The sequence below is a fragment of the Herbaspirillum camelliae genome, assembly GCF_001929405.1.
Classification (GTDB): domain Bacteria; phylum Pseudomonadota; class Gammaproteobacteria; order Burkholderiales; family Burkholderiaceae_D; genus Herbaspirillum; species Herbaspirillum seropedicae.
Genome location: NZ_KV880769.1, coordinates 3,360,618 through 3,379,167 on the forward strand (window position 1 = coordinate 3,360,618; position 18,550 = coordinate 3,379,167).

General features: G+C 63.8%; 18 protein-coding genes. 13 read left to right on the plus strand and 5 right to left on the minus strand.

Annotated elements, in window-relative coordinates; all coding sequences use genetic code 11:
- Position 1 precedes the first annotated feature (1 nt).
- From ilvN to BGK68_RS14975, 7 genes are all read left to right on the plus strand, one after another.
- The gene (gene ilvN, locus BGK68_RS14945) at positions 2–493 is read left to right on the plus strand and encodes an acetolactate synthase small subunit (RefSeq protein WP_008327594.1); all 492 of its coding nucleotides are present in this window, start codon (positions 2–4) and stop codon (positions 491–493) included.
- A 77-nt stretch (positions 494–570) separates the two neighbouring features.
- Positions 571–1,587 carry a ketol-acid reductoisomerase gene (gene ilvC / locus BGK68_RS14950; RefSeq protein WP_034334512.1) on the plus strand — a complete coding sequence of 339 codons (1,017 nt, stop codon included), beginning with the start codon at positions 571–573 and terminating at the stop codon, positions 1,585–1,587.
- A 222-nt stretch (positions 1,588–1,809) separates the two neighbouring features.
- On the plus strand, positions 1,810–2,604 hold the full coding sequence (locus BGK68_RS14955) for an SIMPL domain-containing protein (RefSeq protein ID WP_075257759.1): 795 nt from the start codon (positions 1,810–1,812) through the stop codon (positions 2,602–2,604).
- 121 nt (positions 2,605–2,725) lie between these two features.
- Entirely contained in the window at positions 2,726–3,256 is a 531-nt protein-coding gene (locus BGK68_RS14960) for a vesicle formation protein (RefSeq protein ID WP_075257760.1), read from the plus strand.
- 177 nt (positions 3,257–3,433) lie between these two features.
- Positions 3,434–4,078 (plus strand): phosphatidylserine decarboxylase, encoded by a 645-nt coding sequence (locus tag BGK68_RS14965; RefSeq protein ID WP_075257761.1) that lies wholly within the window; start codon positions 3,434–3,436, stop codon positions 4,076–4,078.
- A gap of 83 nt (positions 4,079–4,161) precedes the next feature.
- Entirely contained in the window at positions 4,162–5,022 is an 861-nt protein-coding gene (pssA, locus tag BGK68_RS14970; protein WP_069373667.1) for a CDP-diacylglycerol--serine O-phosphatidyltransferase, read from the plus strand.
- A gap of 167 nt (positions 5,023–5,189) precedes the next feature.
- Positions 5,190–5,681, plus strand: a complete 492-nt coding sequence (locus BGK68_RS14975; RefSeq protein ID WP_233149316.1) for a type 1 periplasmic-binding domain-containing protein — start codon at positions 5,190–5,192, stop codon at positions 5,679–5,681.
- A 29-nt stretch (positions 5,682–5,710) separates the two neighbouring features.
- Here BGK68_RS14975 and BGK68_RS14980 read toward each other — a convergent pair whose 3' ends face one another.
- The 3 genes from BGK68_RS14980 to BGK68_RS14990 all read right to left on the minus strand — a co-directional run bounded on the left by BGK68_RS14980 (position 5,711) and on the right by BGK68_RS14990 (position 8,473).
- The gene (locus BGK68_RS14980; protein WP_083657821.1) at positions 5,711–6,427 is read right to left on the minus strand and encodes an alpha/beta hydrolase family protein; all 717 of its coding nucleotides are present in this window, start codon (positions 6,425–6,427) and stop codon (positions 5,711–5,713) included.
- Positions 6,427–7,935: a sensor domain-containing diguanylate cyclase gene (locus tag BGK68_RS14985; RefSeq protein ID WP_075257762.1), complete on the minus strand. Its 1,509-nt coding sequence runs from the start codon at positions 7,933–7,935 to the stop codon at positions 6,427–6,429. The genes BGK68_RS14980 and BGK68_RS14985 overlap by 1 nt, the downstream gene beginning before the upstream one ends.
- A 169-nt stretch (positions 7,936–8,104) precedes the next feature.
- Entirely contained in the window at positions 8,105–8,473 is a 369-nt protein-coding gene (locus BGK68_RS14990; protein ID WP_075257763.1) for a hypothetical protein, read from the minus strand.
- 174 nt (positions 8,474–8,647) lie between these two features.
- Here BGK68_RS14990 and BGK68_RS14995 point away from each other — a divergent pair, with 174 nt between their 5' ends.
- Entirely contained in the window at positions 8,648–10,168 is a 1,521-nt protein-coding gene (locus tag BGK68_RS14995; protein WP_075257764.1) for an aminotransferase-like domain-containing protein, read from the plus strand.
- 212 nt (positions 10,169–10,380) lie between these two features.
- On the plus strand, positions 10,381–11,727 hold the full coding sequence (locus BGK68_RS15000) for a tetratricopeptide repeat protein (protein WP_233149317.1): 1,347 nt from the start codon (positions 10,381–10,383) through the stop codon (positions 11,725–11,727).
- Between the two features lie 2 nt (positions 11,728–11,729).
- Here BGK68_RS15000 and BGK68_RS15005 read toward each other — a convergent pair whose 3' ends face one another.
- On the minus strand, positions 11,730–12,656 hold the full coding sequence (locus tag BGK68_RS15005; RefSeq protein WP_075257765.1) for a sugar kinase: 927 nt from the start codon (positions 12,654–12,656) through the stop codon (positions 11,730–11,732).
- 19 nt (positions 12,657–12,675) lie between these two features.
- Positions 12,676–13,968 carry an amino acid deaminase gene (locus BGK68_RS15010; protein ID WP_075257766.1) on the minus strand — a complete coding sequence of 431 codons (1,293 nt, stop codon included), beginning with the start codon at positions 13,966–13,968 and terminating at the stop codon, positions 12,676–12,678.
- Between the two features lie 168 nt (positions 13,969–14,136).
- Between BGK68_RS15010 and BGK68_RS15015 the strand changes: the two genes are divergently transcribed.
- The 4 genes from BGK68_RS15015 (at position 14,137) to BGK68_RS15030 (ending at position 18,474) form a co-directional block, all read left to right on the plus strand.
- Positions 14,137–15,021, plus strand: a complete 885-nt coding sequence (locus BGK68_RS15015) for a MurR/RpiR family transcriptional regulator (protein WP_013233760.1) — start codon at positions 14,137–14,139, stop codon at positions 15,019–15,021.
- A 1-nt stretch (position 15,022) separates the two neighbouring features.
- Positions 15,023–16,513, plus strand: a complete 1,491-nt coding sequence (locus tag BGK68_RS15020) for an N-acyl-D-amino-acid deacylase family protein (RefSeq protein ID WP_075257767.1) — start codon at positions 15,023–15,025, stop codon at positions 16,511–16,513.
- 62 nt (positions 16,514–16,575) lie between these two features.
- A complete protein-coding gene (locus tag BGK68_RS15025) occupies positions 16,576–16,959 on the plus strand; it encodes a RidA family protein (protein ID WP_006712914.1) in 384 nt (127 codons plus the stop codon).
- A gap of 162 nt (positions 16,960–17,121) precedes the next feature.
- On the plus strand, positions 17,122–18,474 hold the full coding sequence (locus tag BGK68_RS15030) for a GntP family permease (RefSeq protein WP_075257768.1): 1,353 nt from the start codon (positions 17,122–17,124) through the stop codon (positions 18,472–18,474).
- Positions 18,475–18,550 lie beyond the last annotated feature (76 nt).

Sequence of the window (18,550 nt, forward strand, 5' to 3'; positions counted from 1 at the left end):
CATGCGCCATATCATTTCTGTGCTGCTGGAAAACGAAGCCGGCGCATTGTCCCGTGTCGTGGGCCTGTTCTCCGCACGCGGCTACAACATCGAAACGCTCACCGTTGCACCCACCGAAGATTCGACCCTGTCGCGCATGACCATTGTGACCTCGGGTTCGGATGATGTGATCGAACAGATCACCAAACACCTGAACCGCCTGATCGAGGTGGTGAAGGTCGTCGATCTGACCGAAGGCGCGCACATCGAGCGCGAACTGATGCTGATCAAGGTGCGCGCAGTGGGCAAGGAACGGGAAGAGATGAAGCGCACTGCGGATATCTTCCGCGGCCGCATCATCGACGTCACCGAGAAGACCTACACGATCGAGCTGACCGGCGCCAAGAGCAAGCTGGACGCCTTCATCGACGCCCTGGATCGCACCGCGATCCTGGAAACGGTCCGTACCGGCGGCTCCGGCATCGGCCGCGGCGAACGGATCCTGAAGATCTGATCGACCGCGCCAGCAGTACGCATCACACACATATACATACATTCAAATTCGAGTTACTCGGAACATAGGAAAAAATCATGAAAGTTTTCTACGACAAAGACGCAGACCTGTCCCTGATCAAGAACAAGAACGTGACCATCATCGGTTACGGTTCGCAAGGCCACGCTCACGCCCTGAACCTGAAGGATTCCGGCGTCAAGGTGACTGTTGGCCTGCGCAAGGGTGGCGCTTCGTGGAACAAGGCTGAACAGGCTGGCCTGAAGGTCGCCGAAGTCAACGACGCGGTCAAGGATGCCGACGTCATCATGATCCTGCTGCCGGACGAAAACATCGGCCAGGTCTATGCTGAAAACGTCGCACCGTTCGCCAAGCAAGGTGCCACCGTCGCCTTCGCCCACGGCTTCAACATCCACTATGGCCAAGTCGTGCCGCGCGCTGACCTGGACATCATCATGATCGCCCCCAAGGCCCCCGGCCACACCGTGCGTTCGACCTACAGCCAGGGTGGCGGCGTGCCGCACCTGATCGCCGTGCACCAGGACAAGTCCGGCAGCGCCCGTGACCTGGCCCTGTCGTACGCGACCGCCAACGGCGGCGGCCGTGCCGGCATCATCGAAACCAACTTCCGCGAAGAAACCGAAACCGACCTCTTCGGCGAACAAGCCGTGCTCTGCGGCGGTACCGTGGAACTGATCAAGGCCGGTTTCGAAACCCTGGTCGAAGCTGGCTACGCGCCGGAAATGGCCTACTTCGAGTGCCTGCACGAACTGAAGCTCATCGTTGACCTGATCTATGAAGGCGGCATCGCCAACATGAACTACTCGATCTCCAACAATGCCGAATACGGCGAGTACGTGACCGGCCCGCGCGTGATCAACGCCGAGAGCAAGGCTGCCATGAAGAAGGTCCTGGAAGACATCCAGACCGGCGAATACGCCAAGAGCTTCATCCTGGAAAACAAGGCCGGTGCACCGACCCTGATGTCGCGTCGTCGTATCAACGCCGAACACCAGATCGAAATCGTGGGCGAGAAGCTGCGCGCCATGATGCCCTGGATCAAGGCTAACAAGCTGGTTGATCAGACCAAGAACTGATCTGCCCCCGCCGGCAGCAGTCCAGGAAAACGCCACGGTTCGCCGTGGCGTTTTTTTTCGTCCGCGGACAAGGCGAGGGCGTTTGAATTGTCATTGTGTTACGCCTTGTTGCACTTGGCCAAGAACCAATCCCTGACGCCGGTCGTCGAAGTGCCGGGTGGATGCTTCCGATATGAAGCTATGATCACCCCCGTCACTGACCAAGAATAAAGAGGATCCCTTATGACACCTTCCCGCAAACTGATGCTGGGCGCCGTCCTGGCCACTGCCTGTATCGCCGCCCAGGCGCAGGCACAGACGGCCATCACCACGCCGGCCCCGGTCCCGACCACCGGCACCATGGTCGTGGTGCCAGCCAATGGCGAGATCAGCGTGCCCAACGACCAAGCACGCGTCACCTTGCAAGTCGAAGAGCAGGACAAGGACAAGGCCGCTGCCGCCTCCCGTGTGAACCAGAAGATGAAGCAGGGCATCGAGCTGCTCAAGCGCCAGGACCCGCAATCCGCCCTGAAGAGCTACGGGTATTACACTTACGCGGTCTATGCCGAACCGCCGCAAGTCACGCCGCAACAGCCCCGCCAGCCGGCCAAGGCACGCCAGGTGGTGGGATGGCGCGTCGGCCAGTATCTGGAGATGACCACCGAGAACCTGGCGGCACTGCCCAAGACCGTCTCCTCGGCCCAGGCCCTGATGAGCCTGAACGGCCTGCAATTCGGCCTGAGCCCGGCGGCCGCCAAGAAGCTGGACGCCACCTTGGTCAATGCCACCTACCGCAATCTGGAAGAGCGCATCGGCTTCATCGCCAATGCCATGCATCGAGCTCCGTCGGATGCCGTGATCGAGACCGTGGACTTTGAAGGTTCCGGCAACTACGCTGCGCCGGCCCCCGCCCCGATGATGGCCAAGGCCATGCGTGCCGACATGGTCCAGGAAAGCACGACGGTGGCCGAGCCCAGCTTCGAGCCGGGTGAATCCACCGTGAATATGCGCCTGGTGGGCAAGGTGCGCTTCAAGTAAGCGAACACACCGGACTGTTCGCGTCGGACAGTTCATATCAAGAATCGTCAACCCGCTCGGGTTGGCAGGGGAGGGAGGCTATAATCGGCCTCCCTTTCCGTTTCAAGAAGATCATCTCATCATGCGGACCTTCACCAAGCTGCTCCTGGCGCTCTTCACTGCACTGGTGGCCAGCACGGCGCATGCCGACATCTGCGCCGACCTGCGCGCCATCCACCAGCAGTCGCAATCCCGCTTCGACGGTTGGAAGAAAGACGGTCCCGATTCCGTCATGAAGGACGATAAGCGCGGTCCGATCTATCTCTCCAACTTCATGCTGGATGGCGCCCAGAGTTGCGCCATCGCTGACAATTCCTCGGTCTACACCTGCATCTGGCGCTATCCAACACCGGCTGACATGGGCCGCGCCTACCAGCGCCTGGTCAACGATGTGAAGGCTTGCGCACCGCTGGCCAAGGAGCCGCCGGGCATCATCGCCGACGAGCCCCAGGAGCGCCGCCAGGGCGACTTGCGCCAGATCACCGAAGTCACTGGCCTGGACTATGCCGATGCCGAAGTGACGATCCTGATCGGACAGATGCAGCTGACCGGTCCGCAGGGCCTGGCGCGCAACGAACTGAAGCTGAGCTTCTCCCGCCAGCGACCACGCTGAGCCGGCGCTGGGCAATGCCCTGGCCCGATGCTCGAAAAATTGTTCTCGATGACCCGGGATGCACCGCCACCGGCCGGATGGCGGCGCATTTCATTGCATTTAACGGGCGCTGGACTAAAATGGGCACGCTTTTACTTTTGAACTTTCCGCGAGCACTGCGCGATCATTGGAGCAACATTGAACAATAACCACTATCCCCACCCCATTATCGCCCGCGAAGGCTGGCCCTTCCTGACCATCGCCGTGGTCGTGGCAGCGCTGGCAACCTATTTCTGCGGCGCCTGGTCCTTCCCGCTGTGGATCATCGCGCTGTTCGTGCTGCAGTTCTTCCGTGACCCGCCGCGCGTGATCCCGCAAGCCGCCAATGCCGTGCTGTCGCCCGCCGATGGCCGCATCGTCGTGGTGGCCCGCGCCCATGATCCCTACACCGACCGCGAAGCCCTGAAGATCAGCGTCTTCATGAACGTCTTCAATGTCCACTCCAACCGTGCTCCGGTGGATGGCAAGATCGAGAAGGTGCAGTACTTCCCCGGCAAGTTCGTCAATGCCGACCTCGACAAGGCCTCGCTGGAAAACGAGCGCAACGCCCTGGCCATCACCACCACCAGCGGTCACAGCGTGACCTGCGTGCAGGTGGCCGGCCTGATCGCCCGCCGCATCCTGTGCTACGTCAAGGCCGGCGATACGCTGGCGCGCGGCCAGCGCTACGGTTTCATCCGCTTCGGTTCGCGCGTGGACGTGTACCTGCCGCTGACGGCCATCCCCAAGGTCACCGTGGGCGAAAAGGTCTCGGCGACCGAAACCATTCTGGCCGAACTCTGATCACATCCTGACAGCCTCCTCCGGAAAGTACGCCACGGATGAGGCTGGCACAGGGTTTCCTGCACAACCATTACTGGATATCGATGCCAACACTCAGAAGACGCAAGGCCAAGACCGGCATTCCCTTCCCCAAATCCCTGCGCAAGCCCAAGGCGGCGCAACTGGACGAGAGCGGGCAAGTGGTGGTGCGGCGCCGGTCGCGCGGCATCTACCTGTTGCCCAACGCCTTTACTACCGCAGCCCTGTTCTGCGGTTTCTACGCCATCGTGATGGCGATGAACCTCAAGTTCGACTATGCCTCCATCGCCATCTTCGTGGCCATGGTGCTGGACAGCCTGGACGGCCGCGTGGCCCGCATGACCAACACCCAGAGCGAATTCGGCGCGCAGTACGACAGCCTGTCGGACATGGTTTCCTTCGGCGCCGCGCCTGCGCTGGTGGTGTATGAATGGTCGCTGCGCGGCATGGGCAAGCTGGGCTGGCTGGCCGCCTTTGTCTATTGCGCCGGCGGTGCGCTGCGCCTGGCGCGCTTCAACACCAATATCGCCGTGGTCGACAAGCGCTACTTCCAGGGCTTGCCCAGCCCGGCCGCGGCCGCCCTGGTGGCGGGCTTCGTCTGGTTGATGGATGACCTGCGCTTTGCCGGCACCGACCTGAGCTGGTACGCCTGGGTCATCACCCTCTACGCCGGCATCACCATGGTCACCAACGTGCCGTTCTACAGCTTCAAGGATGTCAACTTCCGCAAGCCGGTGCCCTTCATTGCGGCACTGCTGGTGGTAGTGGCGCTGGTGCTCATTTCCAGCGATCCGTCCAAGGTGCTGTTCGGGCTGTTCGTGCTGTATGGCCTGTCCGGCTATGGCGTCTATCTCTGGCGCCGCCTCAAGGGCAAGCCGGTCAGTATCGTGCAGACCAAGGACGAGCATGGCGAGGAGCCGCACTGAGTCTGGCGCGCTGGCGCCTGGCTGATACCGCACCCGGCCTGCGCGCCGGGTGTTGTCATTTTGGCGGGGTAGAGAGGTAGGCGTGGCTTGCCGATCCGGCGGGAGTTGCCTAGAATCCCTGATGAACTGAATGTTTTTCCTGCATCTTGCGCATGGACGGCATGAACATGGCCATTGACACCTCCTCAATCCCGCTGGGCAACCTCGACCCCTATGGCCTGCCTGGCAACAGTGCCAGCGCGGGCAGCGGTGCGGTCAAGGCGGTCAACGATCCGGCCGCCGTCGCGCAGGCGGTGGAGCTGTCCGCGCAGGCCTCGGTGGTGGTCAGCCTGGGCGGCGCTTCGTCCGGCAATGGGGCGCTGACCTACAACGCGGCCGGATTGTTCGATGCCATTGTCGGCGCCGGTTCGGCTGATGGCACTTCCCCTGACCTGTCGCAGAACCAGGCTACCCAGTCGTATTACCAGGGCATCCTCGGCAGCATCGTCATCCCGTCTTCCAACGATGGCGTCTATGACGGTTCGGGGCAGTTCAGCGGCCAGGCCCTGTCCTCGCAGCTCTCGCTGCTGCTCAAGTCCAATCCCGACCTGACCGGCGCCATCGTCGAAGATATCGTCAACCAGGGTATCGTCGGCGGTCTCATCTCCACCACCGCCTGAGCCTGCATCCGGGCTGCGCGGTCCAGCGATTACTGCTCCAGGATCAGATCGGCCAGCCGCTCGCGCAGGAGGGCGTCGTGCTGGCTGCGTTCGCTGACCCGATGATCCACGCCCGGCAGATCGATGATGCGGCAGGCGCTGGCCGCCACGGCATGTTCACGGATGAGTTCGGCGACTTCAGAGGGAATGACCGCATCCTCGCTGGCGCGGATGAGGGTGAGGCGGCCCGGGTAGCGGCGGATCAGGGTCAATACCGTGGCGTCGCGCCAACTGCCAGGGCGGCGCAAGGCCGCGCTGAAGGCTGGGCCGAAGGGCAGCTCGAAGGCCGCGCCGTCATAGAGCGCACCCACCAGCGTGACCACATGGGCGATCCGGTTTTCGGGGCGGCAGGCCAGGCGAAGGGCGATCTCGCCGCTCATGCTCACGCCCACTACGGTGCGTGGCGCAACGGTCAAGGCATCCAGGGCGGCCTGGGCTTCTGCCAGGCGTTTGGCGAGGGAGTTCGGCTGGCGGGCGCTGCTTTGTCCATGCCCGGAAAAGTCGATGGCGGCGCTGGCGCATCCGCGCAGCGCCAGCGTCTGGCGCAAAGGCCCCAGGCGCTGGCGGTCACTCTGGCCGGCGCCATGCAGCACGAGCGTCTGCACCGCGCCACCGGCCGGGCTGTGAAGCAGATCGGCGGCCAGCGTTTCGGCGCCCACCGCGAGCGCGCGTGGCTGGGCCATCCAGCCGTCGGGCAGGGTGCTCATCAATCGGGCAGGTGACGGCGTTCCACCGTGGGCGAGGTCGCGTAATACTGGCGCTTGGCTTCATACATCAGGCTGTCGGCGCGTTGCACCACCTGTTCCAGGCGCTCGCCCGGCAGCGCCGTGGCCGCGCCCATGGACAGGCTCAGCGGCACCCCGGAGTAATACTGGTTGTTGACCTCCAGCAGCTTCTGGATTTGCTCCATGAGCAGTACGCAGCCGCGCTCGTCGGTGGCCGGCAGCAGGATGGCGAATTCGTCGCCACCCGTGCGCGACACGCTGCAAGGGCGCTCCACTGCCTTGTCCAGCACTTCGCCCACGCGGCGCAACAGGGCGTCGCCAGCCGCATGGCCGAGTTCGTCATTGATGTCCTTCAGGCCGTTGAGGTCGGCCACGATCACGCTGACCGGGAAGGGGCCCTTGCGCTCCAGGCGGTTGAGTTCATCGACCATGTAGGCGCGATTGTGCAGCTTGGTCAGTTCATCGTGCTTGCCAAGGAACTCCAGATAGGCTTCGGCCTTCTTGCGCGCGGTGATGTCGGTCAGCGCCACCAGCACCAGGTCCCAGTGCTCTTCATGGCCGGGGAAGACCGAGAATTGCAGATGGACGTGCAGCGTCTCGCCATTGAGCGCGTAGTTGACCACCTCGCGCTGGTGCAGCAGGTTGCCGTTCCACAGTTCGATCAACTGTTCGTTGAAGTGCTGGCGCATGTCGTCGCGGAACACATCGGACAGGCGCGAGAGCAGCGTGGCCTTGTCGGGGGCGCAGAACATGGACAGCGTCTGGAGATTCACATCGATGACGCGGATCTCTTGCATGCAGCGCTCCACGAACTCCGGATGCACGTCGGTGAAGGTGCGGAAATCGGTGATGCCGATGCGGTGCAGGTCGTTGAAGAGGCGCTTGACCTGGCTGAAGTCTTCCACCCACAGCGAGATGGGGGAGTACTCGAACAGGCCCCGGGCATAGTTCTCGCTGCGGGAGAGTTTCTTGCGCGCAGTTTCGCGTTCGGTGACGTTTTCGATGGCCAGCAGCACGTATTCCCAGCTCTCTTCGCTGCCCGGCATGATGCGGCCCGACAGCTGGATGTCCAGTCGCTTGCCGCCCAGCGTGTAGTTCACGGTATAGCTGGAGAAGTGGCTGCGGCCCTCCCACAGCTGCGCCATCTCGTCGATGAAGGTTTCCAGCATGTCGTCCCGGAACACCTTGTCCAGGTTGGCCACCAGATGCTCCAGGTCACGCGCCTCATACCATTCGAGCGTGCGGCGATTGACATCGACCACGCGGATCTGCATCGCGCAGGCATGGGCGCGTGCATGATCCTGCCGCAGATAGCTGCGCAGATCCGTCACGCCCTCGGCGCGCCACTGGTCGAAGAGGCGCTTGAGGCCGCTGTAATCCTCTTTCCAAAGGGAGACAGGGGTCAGATCGAAGGTTTCCTGTTCGGACAGGGCGTGGTTGCCGGGACGGGAAGCTGGGCCGGCGCTTGCGAGGGGGTGATCGTTCTGCATAACACTTCGTCTTTTGCTGATAACCAAGTGTAATGGTTTTACGTCAAGCTCGGCAGGACTTGCCTGCCCGTTTTGATCGTTTTGCCAAAAATGATTGATCAAAGACGGGAAATGCAGGCTCTTGCTTGATTTTATGTTAACTTCCATCTCGCCCTGGGCCTGCTCTTCTTCAGCGCCGCACGCTCTTGGCCACCTTGGGCCGCTGCGCCGCCAGCCAGCGCCACAGCGCCAGCAAGGGGTGATGCCAGGGCCGCTGCACCGGAGTGAAGCAAAGCAGCTCGCCGCCCTCGGCCGCATGGATTTCGATCCAGCCATCGTGGGCCAGCACCAGCCGCTCGCCATCGGCCAACCTACTGCGCCGGTTCACCAGTCGCTCCATCTGCCATTGCGCCGATTCGGTCACGCGCATGGCGTTGGCCTGGCTGATCAGCTGGCTGCCGGCGGCCAGCCATACTTGCAGGGTCTGGCCGCGCGCCAGGCGCAGGTGGCGCGGGCTGGCCTGCAGTTCGGGAAGAGGGGGGTGCCAGGGGGTATGCATGTGCTTTCTCCGTCAGTGGGTACGCTTGCAGTCTAGGCAGGCTGGCGGGATGGCAACAGGCACAGGAAAATTCATGCTGCAACGTAACAGGAGGTGATTTTCCGATCTGTTATCGCAGCTTTTCGAATACTCTGTATCTGTTCCGGTCGTTTGCCGGAGAACATGATTGCTGTTATGGATACCAGCCTGCTTATTGCCGATCTGCCCGATGCGCCCAGCCCGCCTGCGCCTCTGCTTCCCACTGCGCCCGAGTCTGGCCGCCAGCCCTTGTATCGCCGCCTGGCCGATCACTACCAGAGCGCCATCCAGGCCGGCACCCTGGTAGCGGGTGACCGCATGCCATCGGTGCGCGACCTGATGCGTCAGCATCAGGTGAGCCTGTCGACGGCGCTGCAGACCCTGCGGCACATGGAAGAGGGCGGCTGGCTGGAGGCGCGTCCTCGCTCCGGCTATTTCGTGCGGCAGCCGCGCCGTTCCGCCATCCGGCCGGTGCAGGAGCCCAAGAGCCTCTTGGCCATCGATGCCGGGCAGTTCGTCGGCATCCATGAACGCGTTTCCAAGTACATCGCCTTGCGCCAGGCGGGCGCACCGCACATCGATCTGTCGGGAATGACCTGTGCGCCCCAGCTGTATGCGGTCGAAACCCTCAAGCAGGCCGCCATGCGCGCCCTGCGTGAGCGCCCCGAGCTGCTCACCAGCGCCATGCCGCACAATGGCAACGCCACCTTCCGCCAGGCCGTGGCGCGCCGCGCGCTCAATGCCGGCATGCGCATCGATACCGAGGAAGTGGTGGTCACCCATGGCTGCATCGAAGCCCTGAACCTGGCGCTGCGCGCCGTGGCCGGGCCGGGCGACACCATCGCCGTGGAGTCGCCCACTTACTTCGGGCTCTTGCAGGCGCTGGAAAACCTGGGCATGAAGGCGCTGGAAATTCCCACCAGCCCGCATACCGGGATCTCGGTCGAGGCGCTCGAGCTGGCCGTGCGCACCTACGGCAACATCAAGGCGGTGGTGGTGGTGCCTAACCTGCAGAACCCGCTGGGCTGCATCATGCCCGAGGACCACAAGGATCAGCTGGTGCGCCTGTGCGACCAGTTGAAGCTGCCCCTCATCGAAGACGACGCCTACACCGAGCTGGCCGATGGCAGCGTGACACCCTCCAGTCTCAAGAGTCGCGACCGCAACGGCAATGTCATCTACTGCGCCTCGCTCAACAAGGTGCTGGCCCCCGGCATGCGCCTGGGCTGGATGAATGGCGGACGCTGGCACGAGCGCGTCAAGATGCTCAAGTTCACCCACACCCGCGCCAATGAAGAGTGGACCCAGGTCACCGCCGCCGACTTCATCGCCAGCCCGGCCTATGACCGCCACCTGCGCCGTCTGCGCCAGATGCTCAAGCAGCAGCGCGAGCGCATGGCTGAGTCCATCGCTGCGTATTTCCCCGAAGGTACGCGCCTGAACCTGCCCAACGGCGGGGTCGGACTCTGGGTGGAGCTGCCGGTGCAGGTCTGTTCCCAGCAATTGTTCGAGCGCGCGCTGGCCGAGGGCGTGGGTGTCTCGCCGGGCGCGATCTTTTCCAACTCCAGCCGCTACGGCCATTTCGTGCGCATCTGTTGCGGCCATCCCTTCAACCGCGAACTGGACCAGGCGCTGCGCCGCCTGGGGGGACTGGTTCACCACCTGGCCGACGCTTGATGCGCTCGGACCGTGTTCAAGGGTCGCCGGGGTCGCCTGCGGGCGACCTTTTTCTTGGGTGATCAGACGTTGTGGCAAGAGAATCAGGCATTGCCTGAAATCTCCTTCTCCTTCACACTTGTAAAGAATATGTAAAGAGGCGGCGCGCTTGTGGCGACGCGGCCCGGATTGCGCCCGCCTGACACATCCCACCTGTCCCTGGAGACCCGGCCATGTCCTTGCCGTCGCCGCATACGCACGACCCAGCGCCTGCCGGCGCGCATTACGAGGCCCTGCTGCGCCAGGCCATCGACGCCCACATGGCCGGGCGGCTCGACCAGGCCTGCGTCATCTATGAAGCGGTGCTGGAAGCGGATCCCATCCATCCGCTGGCCTTGCATTACTACGGCATCTGGTTGCACCAGGACGGACAGCATGACGAGGCCCTGGACAAGCTGGAGCTGGCCAGCGCCCTGGAGCCGGACAACGCCGACTGGCACAACGATCGCGGCAATGTGCTGTTCGCCCTGCAGCAGCCGGCCCTGGCCGAGCAGGCCTACGCCGATGCGCTGGCCTTGCGGCCGGACGACCACACGATCTGGAACAACCTGGGTGCCGTGCTGCTGCAGCAGGACAAGCGGCAGGACGCCATCAGCGCCTTCGAGCGGGCCTTGCAGATCGATCCTGATTTCGCGCCCTCGTTGTTGCACCTGGGCGGCATCCATGAAGCCGCAGGCGACAAGATGCAGGCGTCGCACTATCAATGCCGAGCTTACGTGCTGCCGCCGCTGGAAGGAAAATCCTGGGAGATGCTGGGCATTTCCTTCTACTTCCTCGGCCGCCTGCCCGAGGCCGCCGGGGCCTACCGCGCCTGGCTGCGGGAAGAGCCGGACAATCCCATCGCCGCCCACATGCTGGCGGCCTGTTCGCAGGCCGACGTGCCGCCGCGTGCCTCGGACCGCTACATCGAATCGCACTTCGATCGCTATGCCGAGACCTTCGAAGCCAACCTGCTGCAGAGCCTGGGCTATCGCGGCCCGCGCCTCATCGCCGAAGGACTGGCGCTGATCGCGCCGCCGGCGCACCAGTTCGCTGCCGTCGATATCGGCTGCGGCACCGGACTGTGCGGGGCGCAGGTCGCCCCTTATTCGCATCATCTGGTGGGCGTGGACCTGGCTGGAAAGATGCTGGAGAAGGCCGCCGCGACGGGCCACTATGCACGCCTGGAAAAGGCCGAGATCGGCCACTACCTCGCGACCCATCCGCAGTCTTGCGACCTGGTCACCGCGGCCGACACCATGATCTACTTCGGCGATCTGGCGCCGGTCATGCAGGCGGTGGCGCTAGCCTTGCGCAGCGGCGGCCATTTCGTCTTCACGGTGGAAGCGCTCACCGGGGCCGATGTCGCCCCCCAAGGCCACGCCCTGCACGCCAGTGGCCGTTACCGTCATGGACGCGACTATGTGCGCGGCTTGCTGCAGGCGCATGGATTCACGCTGCTGCACGACAGCGACCAGGTCCTGCGCGAAGAAGTGCGTCAGCCGGTGGCGGGCATGCTGTTCGTGGCCCGCCGCGCCTGAGTTCATCCGCTCGTCTTCGCCAGTACAGCCTCGACCTGGGCGCGCCTGGGGATGGGCTCTACCGCGCCATAGCCGGTGGTCGACAAGGCTGCGGCCACATTGGCATAGCGCGCCGCCGCGAAAGCATCGCGGCCGGCCATCAGCTCGGCCATGAAGGCGCCGCCGAAGCAATCGCCCGCACCGGTGGCGTCCAGGGCGTCGACGGGGTAGGGCGCGACCATGCGGCGCTGGTCGGAAGTGGCGACATAGCAGCCTTCCTTGCCCAGCTTGAAGGCCACCAGCTTCACGCCATACGACAGCAAGCGATCGACGATGGCGTCCCGGTCTTCCAGCCCCGTCAGCAGCGAGACGTCTTCCCAGCTCGGCAGGCAGATGTCGCACAGCCGGAACGCCTCTTCCATCCGGGCGCGGGCGCGTTCCAGCGGCCACAGGCGCAGTCGCAGGTTGGTATCGAGCGACGTGGTCGCGCCGCTGGCGCGGGCGTGCGCCATGGCGGCCAGCCCTGCCTCGCAGGCCGATTCGCTGATAGCCAGGCTGATCCCCGAGAGGTGCAACGCGCCAGCGGCGGCGATGGCCTCCAGCGGCAGCGCCTTGGCCTGGAAAGTGCTGGCGGCCGAGCCGGCGCGGCGGTAGTGGAAGTGGTGGCCGGCGGCATCGTGGGTGACGAAGTAGATGCCGGTGCTGCCGCCGGGAGCGATGGCGACATGGCGCACGTCTACCTCTTCACGCTGCCATAGCGCCAGCAGGTCCTGCCCGAAGTGGTCGTCGCCGACCGCACTGAGGTAGGCCGAGGCCGCCCCCTGGCGGGCCGCTGCGATGGCGAAGTTGGACGTGTCGCCGCCATAGCCCTGCAGGAACTGGCGCGGCGCATCGATGCGCTGGTTGAATTCCACCATGGCTTCGCCATAGGCGAGGATGGTTTTGCTCATGTCCGTTGCCCCTCCCAGCTCAGAAGAAGGTCTGCACGATGTCGGTCACATCGAAGCGCGCGTCGACCACCACCAGGTGACGCCACTTGTCGAAGGTCAGGCAGGGATGGGAGATGTCGAAGGCGATCATGTCGCCCACCTCGATATCGTCACCCGCGGCGATCTTCAGGTAGGCGTGCTGGTCCATCATGCCGGTCACTTCCCAGTGCGCCGGCGTGGCCTGCGGGCCGGTATCGCGGCCGGGGCGGAAGCGTGAGACCGGCATCGGCAGGCCGGCATCAAAGGCGGCGTCGCGCTTGCCCAGGGCAATGATGGCCTTGTCGGCCTCGGGAATGGATTGCACATAGGCCCACAGTTGCAGCGCCGGCTGCAACTGGCTGCGCATGCTGTGCGCCACCGGATTGCGCACCTGGATCTGCGCCTGCGCAGCGCGATAGATGCCCACGTCATGGGTCAGGTAGCAGCCCGGACGCAGCACCACATCCAACGCCGCGCCGATATCGGCCTGGCCGAACTCCTCGGCCACCACGTCGTACCAGGCCGAGCCGGCGCCGGTGAGCACCGCCGGTCCGCGCGCCAGCCGGCGCGCCAGCTGGCCTTGCGCGGCCAGGTCTTGCAGGCAAGCCACGGCGCGCTGCAGGAAGCGGCGGATATCGACCTCTTCCTTGAGCACGCCTTCATAGACTTCCACGCCAGCCAGGGCGATGCTGTCCCAGCGCGAGATCGCCTCCAGCACGGCCTGCTGTTGGGCTTCATCGCGCACGCCGGTGCGTCCGCCGGTCGGACCCAGTTCCAGCAGCACGTTCAGGGTCTGCTTGCGTTCGGCAAAGAAACGGCCGAGCTGATCGACCAGCGCGGCCGAATCGACCAGGCAGAAGAACTCGAAGGAGGGATCGGCCAGCAGCTCGGAAATGATGGCCATGTTGCGCTTGCCCACCAGCTGGTTGGCCATGATCACGCGACGCACGCCATGGTGGTAGCCGGCCAGCGTCTGGTGGGCGGTAGCCAGGGTGATGCCCCAGGCGCCAGTGTCGAGCTGGCGCGCAAACAGCTTGGGCGCCATGGTGGTCTTGCCGTGCGGGGCCAGCTTCAGCTGGTATTGGCCGACGAATTCCTGCATCCACTTCAGGTTGTGCGCGATCTTTTCTTCATACAGAACCGCCGCCGGCAAACTGATGTCTTCGTTGAGCAGGTTCCAGCGCACGGTGCCGGCCTGACCCGGCGGCAGCGCTTGCGGCAAGGGACCCAGCCCCTTGTTGAGTGGATCGATGATGCCCGCCTCGTAAGCGCCTTGGTAGTTTGTATCATTCATCGCATTGATTCCTGTTTATTTAGGATTGACGTAACAATAGCCTTGAATTTACTATGTTTACGTCGTGTTAGTAAATAACATAAATTGTTTCGCAGTTCCTGGTGGGCTGCGCAGCTCGGCCTTTCCTGCCTGGCCTTTCTTGCCTCCTTGCAGAGAGTTCATCTTCCCATGGCGCAGACATTGGACATCATTTCCCGCATCACCGAGCGCAGCAGCACCTTGCGCCTGGCCGAACAGAAGGTGGCGGAAGCCATCCTGGGCGATCTGCACGCCGCCGCCAGCGCCAGCATCGGCGAGCTGGCCGACAAGGCGGGCGTGTCAGTGGCCAGCGTGACGCGCTTTGCCAAGGCCATGGGTTGCCGCGACGTGCGTGAATTCAAGTTCCTGCTGGCGCAGGCGGTGGCGGTGGGGCAGCGCTTCTTCGACGGAGCAAAGACCGTGCCGTCGGAACAGCCGCCGGAATTGGCCGACGTGGTCTACCGCGACATCCACGCGGTGCTGGAGCTCAACCGCGCCATGCTCAATGCGGACATGCTGATGCAGGCCGCGCATCTGCTGCTGGGCGCGCGCATGATCTACTGCTTCGGCATGGGCGGGGGTTCGACCATGATGTCCGACGAGGCGCGCTATCGCCTGGTGCGGCTGGGCCGTCCGGTGGCCAGCTACCACGATGCCGTGCTGCAGAAGATGGTGGCCGCCACCCTGGACAAGGACGACGTCCTGCTGGTCTTCTCCACCACTGGCAGCGTGCCTGAGCTGCTGGCCAGTTGCGAAGTGGCGCGCGAATACGGCGTCAAGCTCATCGCCATCACTGCGCTGGGCTCGCCGCTGGCGAAGCTGGCCGACGTGCTGCTGCCCATCAAGACGCTGGAAACCGACCTGATTTTCAAACCGTCCTCGTCGCGCTACGCCATGATGGCGACGCTGGACATGCTGGTGCTGGAACTGGCCCTGCTGCACAAGGAAAGCAGCCAGGAACGCCTGCGCCGCCTCAAGTACGTGCTCGACGCGCACCGGGGCGGCGGCGACCTGCACCAGCCGCTGGGAGACTGACATGCTATCCACCACCCATGCCGCAGACGGCGAACGCCGCTGCGATATCCTGATCCGCCATGCCCTGGTCATTGATGGTTCCGGGGCCGAGCCCGTGGCGGCCGATGTGGCCGTACACAAAGGACGCGTCGCCGCCATCGGCAAGCTCGACGACTGGCAGGCCGCGCAAGAGATCGATGCCAGTGGTCGCGTGCTCTCGCCGGGCTTCATCGACGTCCATACGCACGATGACACCAACGTCATCCGCACCCCCGAGATGTTCCCCAAGCTCTCGCAGGGCGTGACCACGGTGGTGGTCGGCAACTGCGGCATCAGCGCTGCGCCGGTCACGCTCAAGGGCGAGCCACCGGACCCGATGAACCTGCTGGGCAAGCGCGAGGCCTTCCACTATCCGAGCTTCGCCAGCTATGTCGAGGCCGTCAATGCGGCGCGACCCGCCATCAACGTGGCGGCCTTGGTCGGCCACACGGCCCTGCGCAACAATCACATGGACCGTCTCGATCGCGCCGCCACCGAGGGCGAAATCGCCGGCATGCGGGCGCAATTGCGCGAGGCGCTGGAGCATGGCGCGCTGGGCCTGTCCACCGGGCTGGCCTATGGCAATGCCATCAATGCGCCCACCGAGGAAGTGCTGGCCCTGGCCGAGCCGCTGGCCGAGTTCGGCGGCCTGTATGCCACCCACCTGCGCAGCGAATTTGCCGACATCCTCGATGCGATGGAAGAAGCCTTCCGCATCGGCAAGCATGCACGTGTTCCGGTGGTGATCTCGCACCTGAAGTGCGCGGGCGTGGAGAACTGGGGCCGCAGCAGCGAGGTCTTGCGTGCGCTGGAGATGGCGGCGCGCCATCAGCACGTGGGCTGCGACTGCTATCCCTATACGGCCAGTTCCTCCACCCTGGACTTGAAGCAGGTCACGGACGACTACGACATCCAGGTCACCTGGTCTGAGCCGCATCCTGAGCAGGGCGGCAAGATGTTGAAACAGATCGCCGCCGAATGGGATGTCGACTTGCACGCGGCCGCGGCTCGCTTGATGCCGGCGGGGGCGGTGTATCACTGCATGTCCGACGACGACGTCAATCGCATCCTCTCGCATCCCGCCACTGTGGTGGGCTCCGATGGCCTACCCAACGATCCCTTGCCGCATCCGCGCCTGTGGGGCGCTTTCCCGCGCGTGCTGGGTTACTACAGCCGCGAGCAGAAGCTGTTCTCGCTGGCCACGGCGGTGCACAAGATGACGGGCCTGTCGGCCCAGCGTTTCGGGCTGGATCTGCGCGGTTTCGTACGGGTGGGCTATCACGCCGACCTGGTGCTGTTCGACGCCGAGGCCGTGCGTGATGCAGCCAGCTTTACCGATCCCATGCAGCCGGCGCATGGCATCGAGGCGGTGTGGGTCAATGGCGAACTGGCCTATCGCGGTCAGGACAAGAAGGCTACCGCCGCGCGCGCAGGGCGCTTCCTGGCGCGCACGGTGCAGAAAACGTCAGCCTGAGTTTTTCGTCTTTCCGGATTTTCAGGTTTTCAGGAAGCTTCAACAAACAACAAGGAGTAGCAATGAGCATTCAACGATTTGGTGTGGAAGGTGGCAGCGGTACGGGTGGTCAGCATCTGCCGTTTGCCCGTGCAGTGGCCGCCGACGGCTGGCTATACGTCTCGGGCCAAGTGGCGATGGAAAACGGCGAAGTGATCGATGGCGGCATCGTGGCGCAATCGCACAAGGCCATCCAGAACGTGCTGGCCATCCTGAAGGAAGCCGGCTACGGCCCCGAGCACGTGGTGCGCTGCGGTGTGTGGCTCGATGATGCGCGTGACTTCCAGTCCTTCAACAAGGTCTTCAAGGAATACTTCGGCGCCAATCCGCCGGCACGCGCCTGCGTGGTCTCGAGCATGGTGGTGGACTGCAAGGTCGAAGTCGACTGCGTGGCGTTCAAGCGCTGAGGGTCCGGGAAAAGCGATGGCGACGTTGGATGCGTCGCCATTTTTTCAAGGGATCGCCAAGTATCCCGAGCAAACGCGTAAATGATTTAGAGAATTAATTGTTTGCTGGCAGGGGTGTCGTGCGCCAGCGGGTGTCTTTGATCATCGGAAGAGGAGAAGCAGATGGAGGCAGTACAAGGAAGTGCGCTACTGGTGTACGCGCTGGTAGCGGTGATCGCACTGATCGTGCTGATCGCCAAGTTCAAGATGAATCCATTCATCGTATTGATCGTGGTGTCGCTGGTGCTGGGCCTGGCCGTGGGCATGCCGATGGGTAACATCGTCAAGGCCTTCGAGACGGGTGTGGGCAACGCCCTGGGCCATATCGCGCTGGTGGTGGGTTTGGGCACCATGCTGGGCAAGATGATGGCCGAGTCCGGCGGGGCAGAGCGCATCGCCAACACCATGATCAAGGCCTTCGGCGAGAAGAACGTGCATTGGGCCATGATGGTGGTGGCCTTCATTGTCGGTCTGCCGGTGTTCTTCGAAGTCGGTTTCGTGCTGCTGGTGCCGATTGCCTTCAACGTCGCCAAGCGTACCGGGACCAACATGGTGCTGGTGGGCATTCCCATGGTGGCGGGCCTGTCGGTGGTGCACGGTCTGATTCCGCCGCACCCGGCAGCGCTGCTGGCGGTGACCGCGTATAGCGCCGATATCGGTCGCACCATCCTGTATGCGCTCATCGTCGGTATTCCCACGGCCATCATCGCCGGCCCCATCTTCGGCAAGCTGATCTCCAAGGTGGTCATCCCCAATCCGGACAATCCGCTGATTTCGCAGTTCGTCGATGAGGGCAAGAAGGATCGTGAGCTGCCGGGCTTCGGCATTACGCTCTTCACCATCCTGCTGCCGGTGGCGCTGATGTTGATCGGTAGCTGGGCCGACCTGTTCTTCGCACCCAAGACCTTCGCCAATGACTTCCTGCGGCTGATCGGCAATTCGGTGATTGCGCTCTTGATCGCCACCCTGGTGAGCTTCTGGACCTTTGGCCGCGCCCGTGGCTTTGGTGCCGACCAGATCCTCAAATTCACCAACGAATGCCTGGCCCCGATTGCCAGCATCACGCTGGTGGTGGGCGCCGGCGCCGGCTTTGGTCGCATCCTGATGGATGGCGGCGTCTCCAAGGCCATCGTGGGCATCGCCACAGACGCCCATCTGTCGCCGCTCATCCTGGGCTGGTTCGTGGCCGCGCTGATCCGCGTGGCGACCGGTTCGGCCACGGTGGCCATGACGACCGCCTGCGGCATCGTCGCACCCATCGTCTCCACCGTTGGTGGCGTGCGTCCGGAGCTGATGGTGCTGGCCACTGGCGCGGGTTCGTTGATCCTGTCGCACGTCAATGACGGCGGCTTCTGGCTGGTCAAGGAATACTTCAACATGACCGTGCCGCAGACCTTCAAGACCTGGACCGTGATGGAAACCCTGGTCTCGGTACTGGCGCTGCTGTTCACGCTGGCGCTGGCGACTGTGGTCTGATGCGCTGAACGCGGTTGACACAAGAAAGGCCAAGGGCCGTCCGGATTGCTCCGGGCGGCCCTTTTTTACTTGCTGC

Coding starts and splice junctions, on each gene's coding strand:
- BGK68_RS14995 (WP_075257764.1), top strand. CDS start 8,648: ATGGATACCAGCCTGCTTATTGCCGATCTGCCCGATGCGCCCAGCCCG.
- BGK68_RS15010 (WP_075257766.1), bottom strand. CDS start 13,968: ATGAATGATACAAACTACCAAGGCGCTTACGAGGCGGGCATCATCGAT.
- BGK68_RS15030 (WP_075257768.1), top strand. CDS start 17,122: ATGGAGGCAGTACAAGGAAGTGCGCTACTGGTGTACGCGCTGGTAGCG.
- BGK68_RS15025 (WP_006712914.1), top strand. CDS start 16,576: ATGAGCATTCAACGATTTGGTGTGGAAGGTGGCAGCGGTACGGGTGGT.
- BGK68_RS15000 (WP_233149317.1), top strand. CDS start 10,381: ATGTCCTTGCCGTCGCCGCATACGCACGACCCAGCGCCTGCCGGCGCG.
- BGK68_RS14985 (WP_075257762.1), bottom strand. CDS start 7,935: ATGCAGAACGATCACCCCCTCGCAAGCGCCGGCCCAGCTTCCCGTCCC.
- BGK68_RS14990 (WP_075257763.1), bottom strand. CDS start 8,473: ATGCATACCCCCTGGCACCCCCCTCTTCCCGAACTGCAGGCCAGCCCG.
- ilvN (WP_008327594.1), top strand. CDS start 2: ATGCGCCATATCATTTCTGTGCTGCTGGAAAACGAAGCCGGCGCATTG.
- BGK68_RS14980 (WP_083657821.1), bottom strand. CDS start 6,427: ATGAGCACCCTGCCCGACGGCTGGATGGCCCAGCCACGCGCGCTCGCG.
- BGK68_RS14975 (WP_233149316.1), top strand. CDS start 5,190: ATGGCCATTGACACCTCCTCAATCCCGCTGGGCAACCTCGACCCCTAT.
- BGK68_RS14955 (WP_075257759.1), top strand. CDS start 1,810: ATGACACCTTCCCGCAAACTGATGCTGGGCGCCGTCCTGGCCACTGCC.
- ilvC (WP_034334512.1), top strand. CDS start 571: ATGAAAGTTTTCTACGACAAAGACGCAGACCTGTCCCTGATCAAGAAC.
- BGK68_RS15020 (WP_075257767.1), top strand. CDS start 15,023: ATGCTATCCACCACCCATGCCGCAGACGGCGAACGCCGCTGCGATATC.
- BGK68_RS15005 (WP_075257765.1), bottom strand. CDS start 12,656: ATGAGCAAAACCATCCTCGCCTATGGCGAAGCCATGGTGGAATTCAAC.
- BGK68_RS15015 (WP_013233760.1), top strand. CDS start 14,137: ATGGCGCAGACATTGGACATCATTTCCCGCATCACCGAGCGCAGCAGC.
- BGK68_RS14960 (WP_075257760.1), top strand. CDS start 2,726: ATGCGGACCTTCACCAAGCTGCTCCTGGCGCTCTTCACTGCACTGGTG.
- pssA (WP_069373667.1), top strand. CDS start 4,162: ATGCCAACACTCAGAAGACGCAAGGCCAAGACCGGCATTCCCTTCCCC.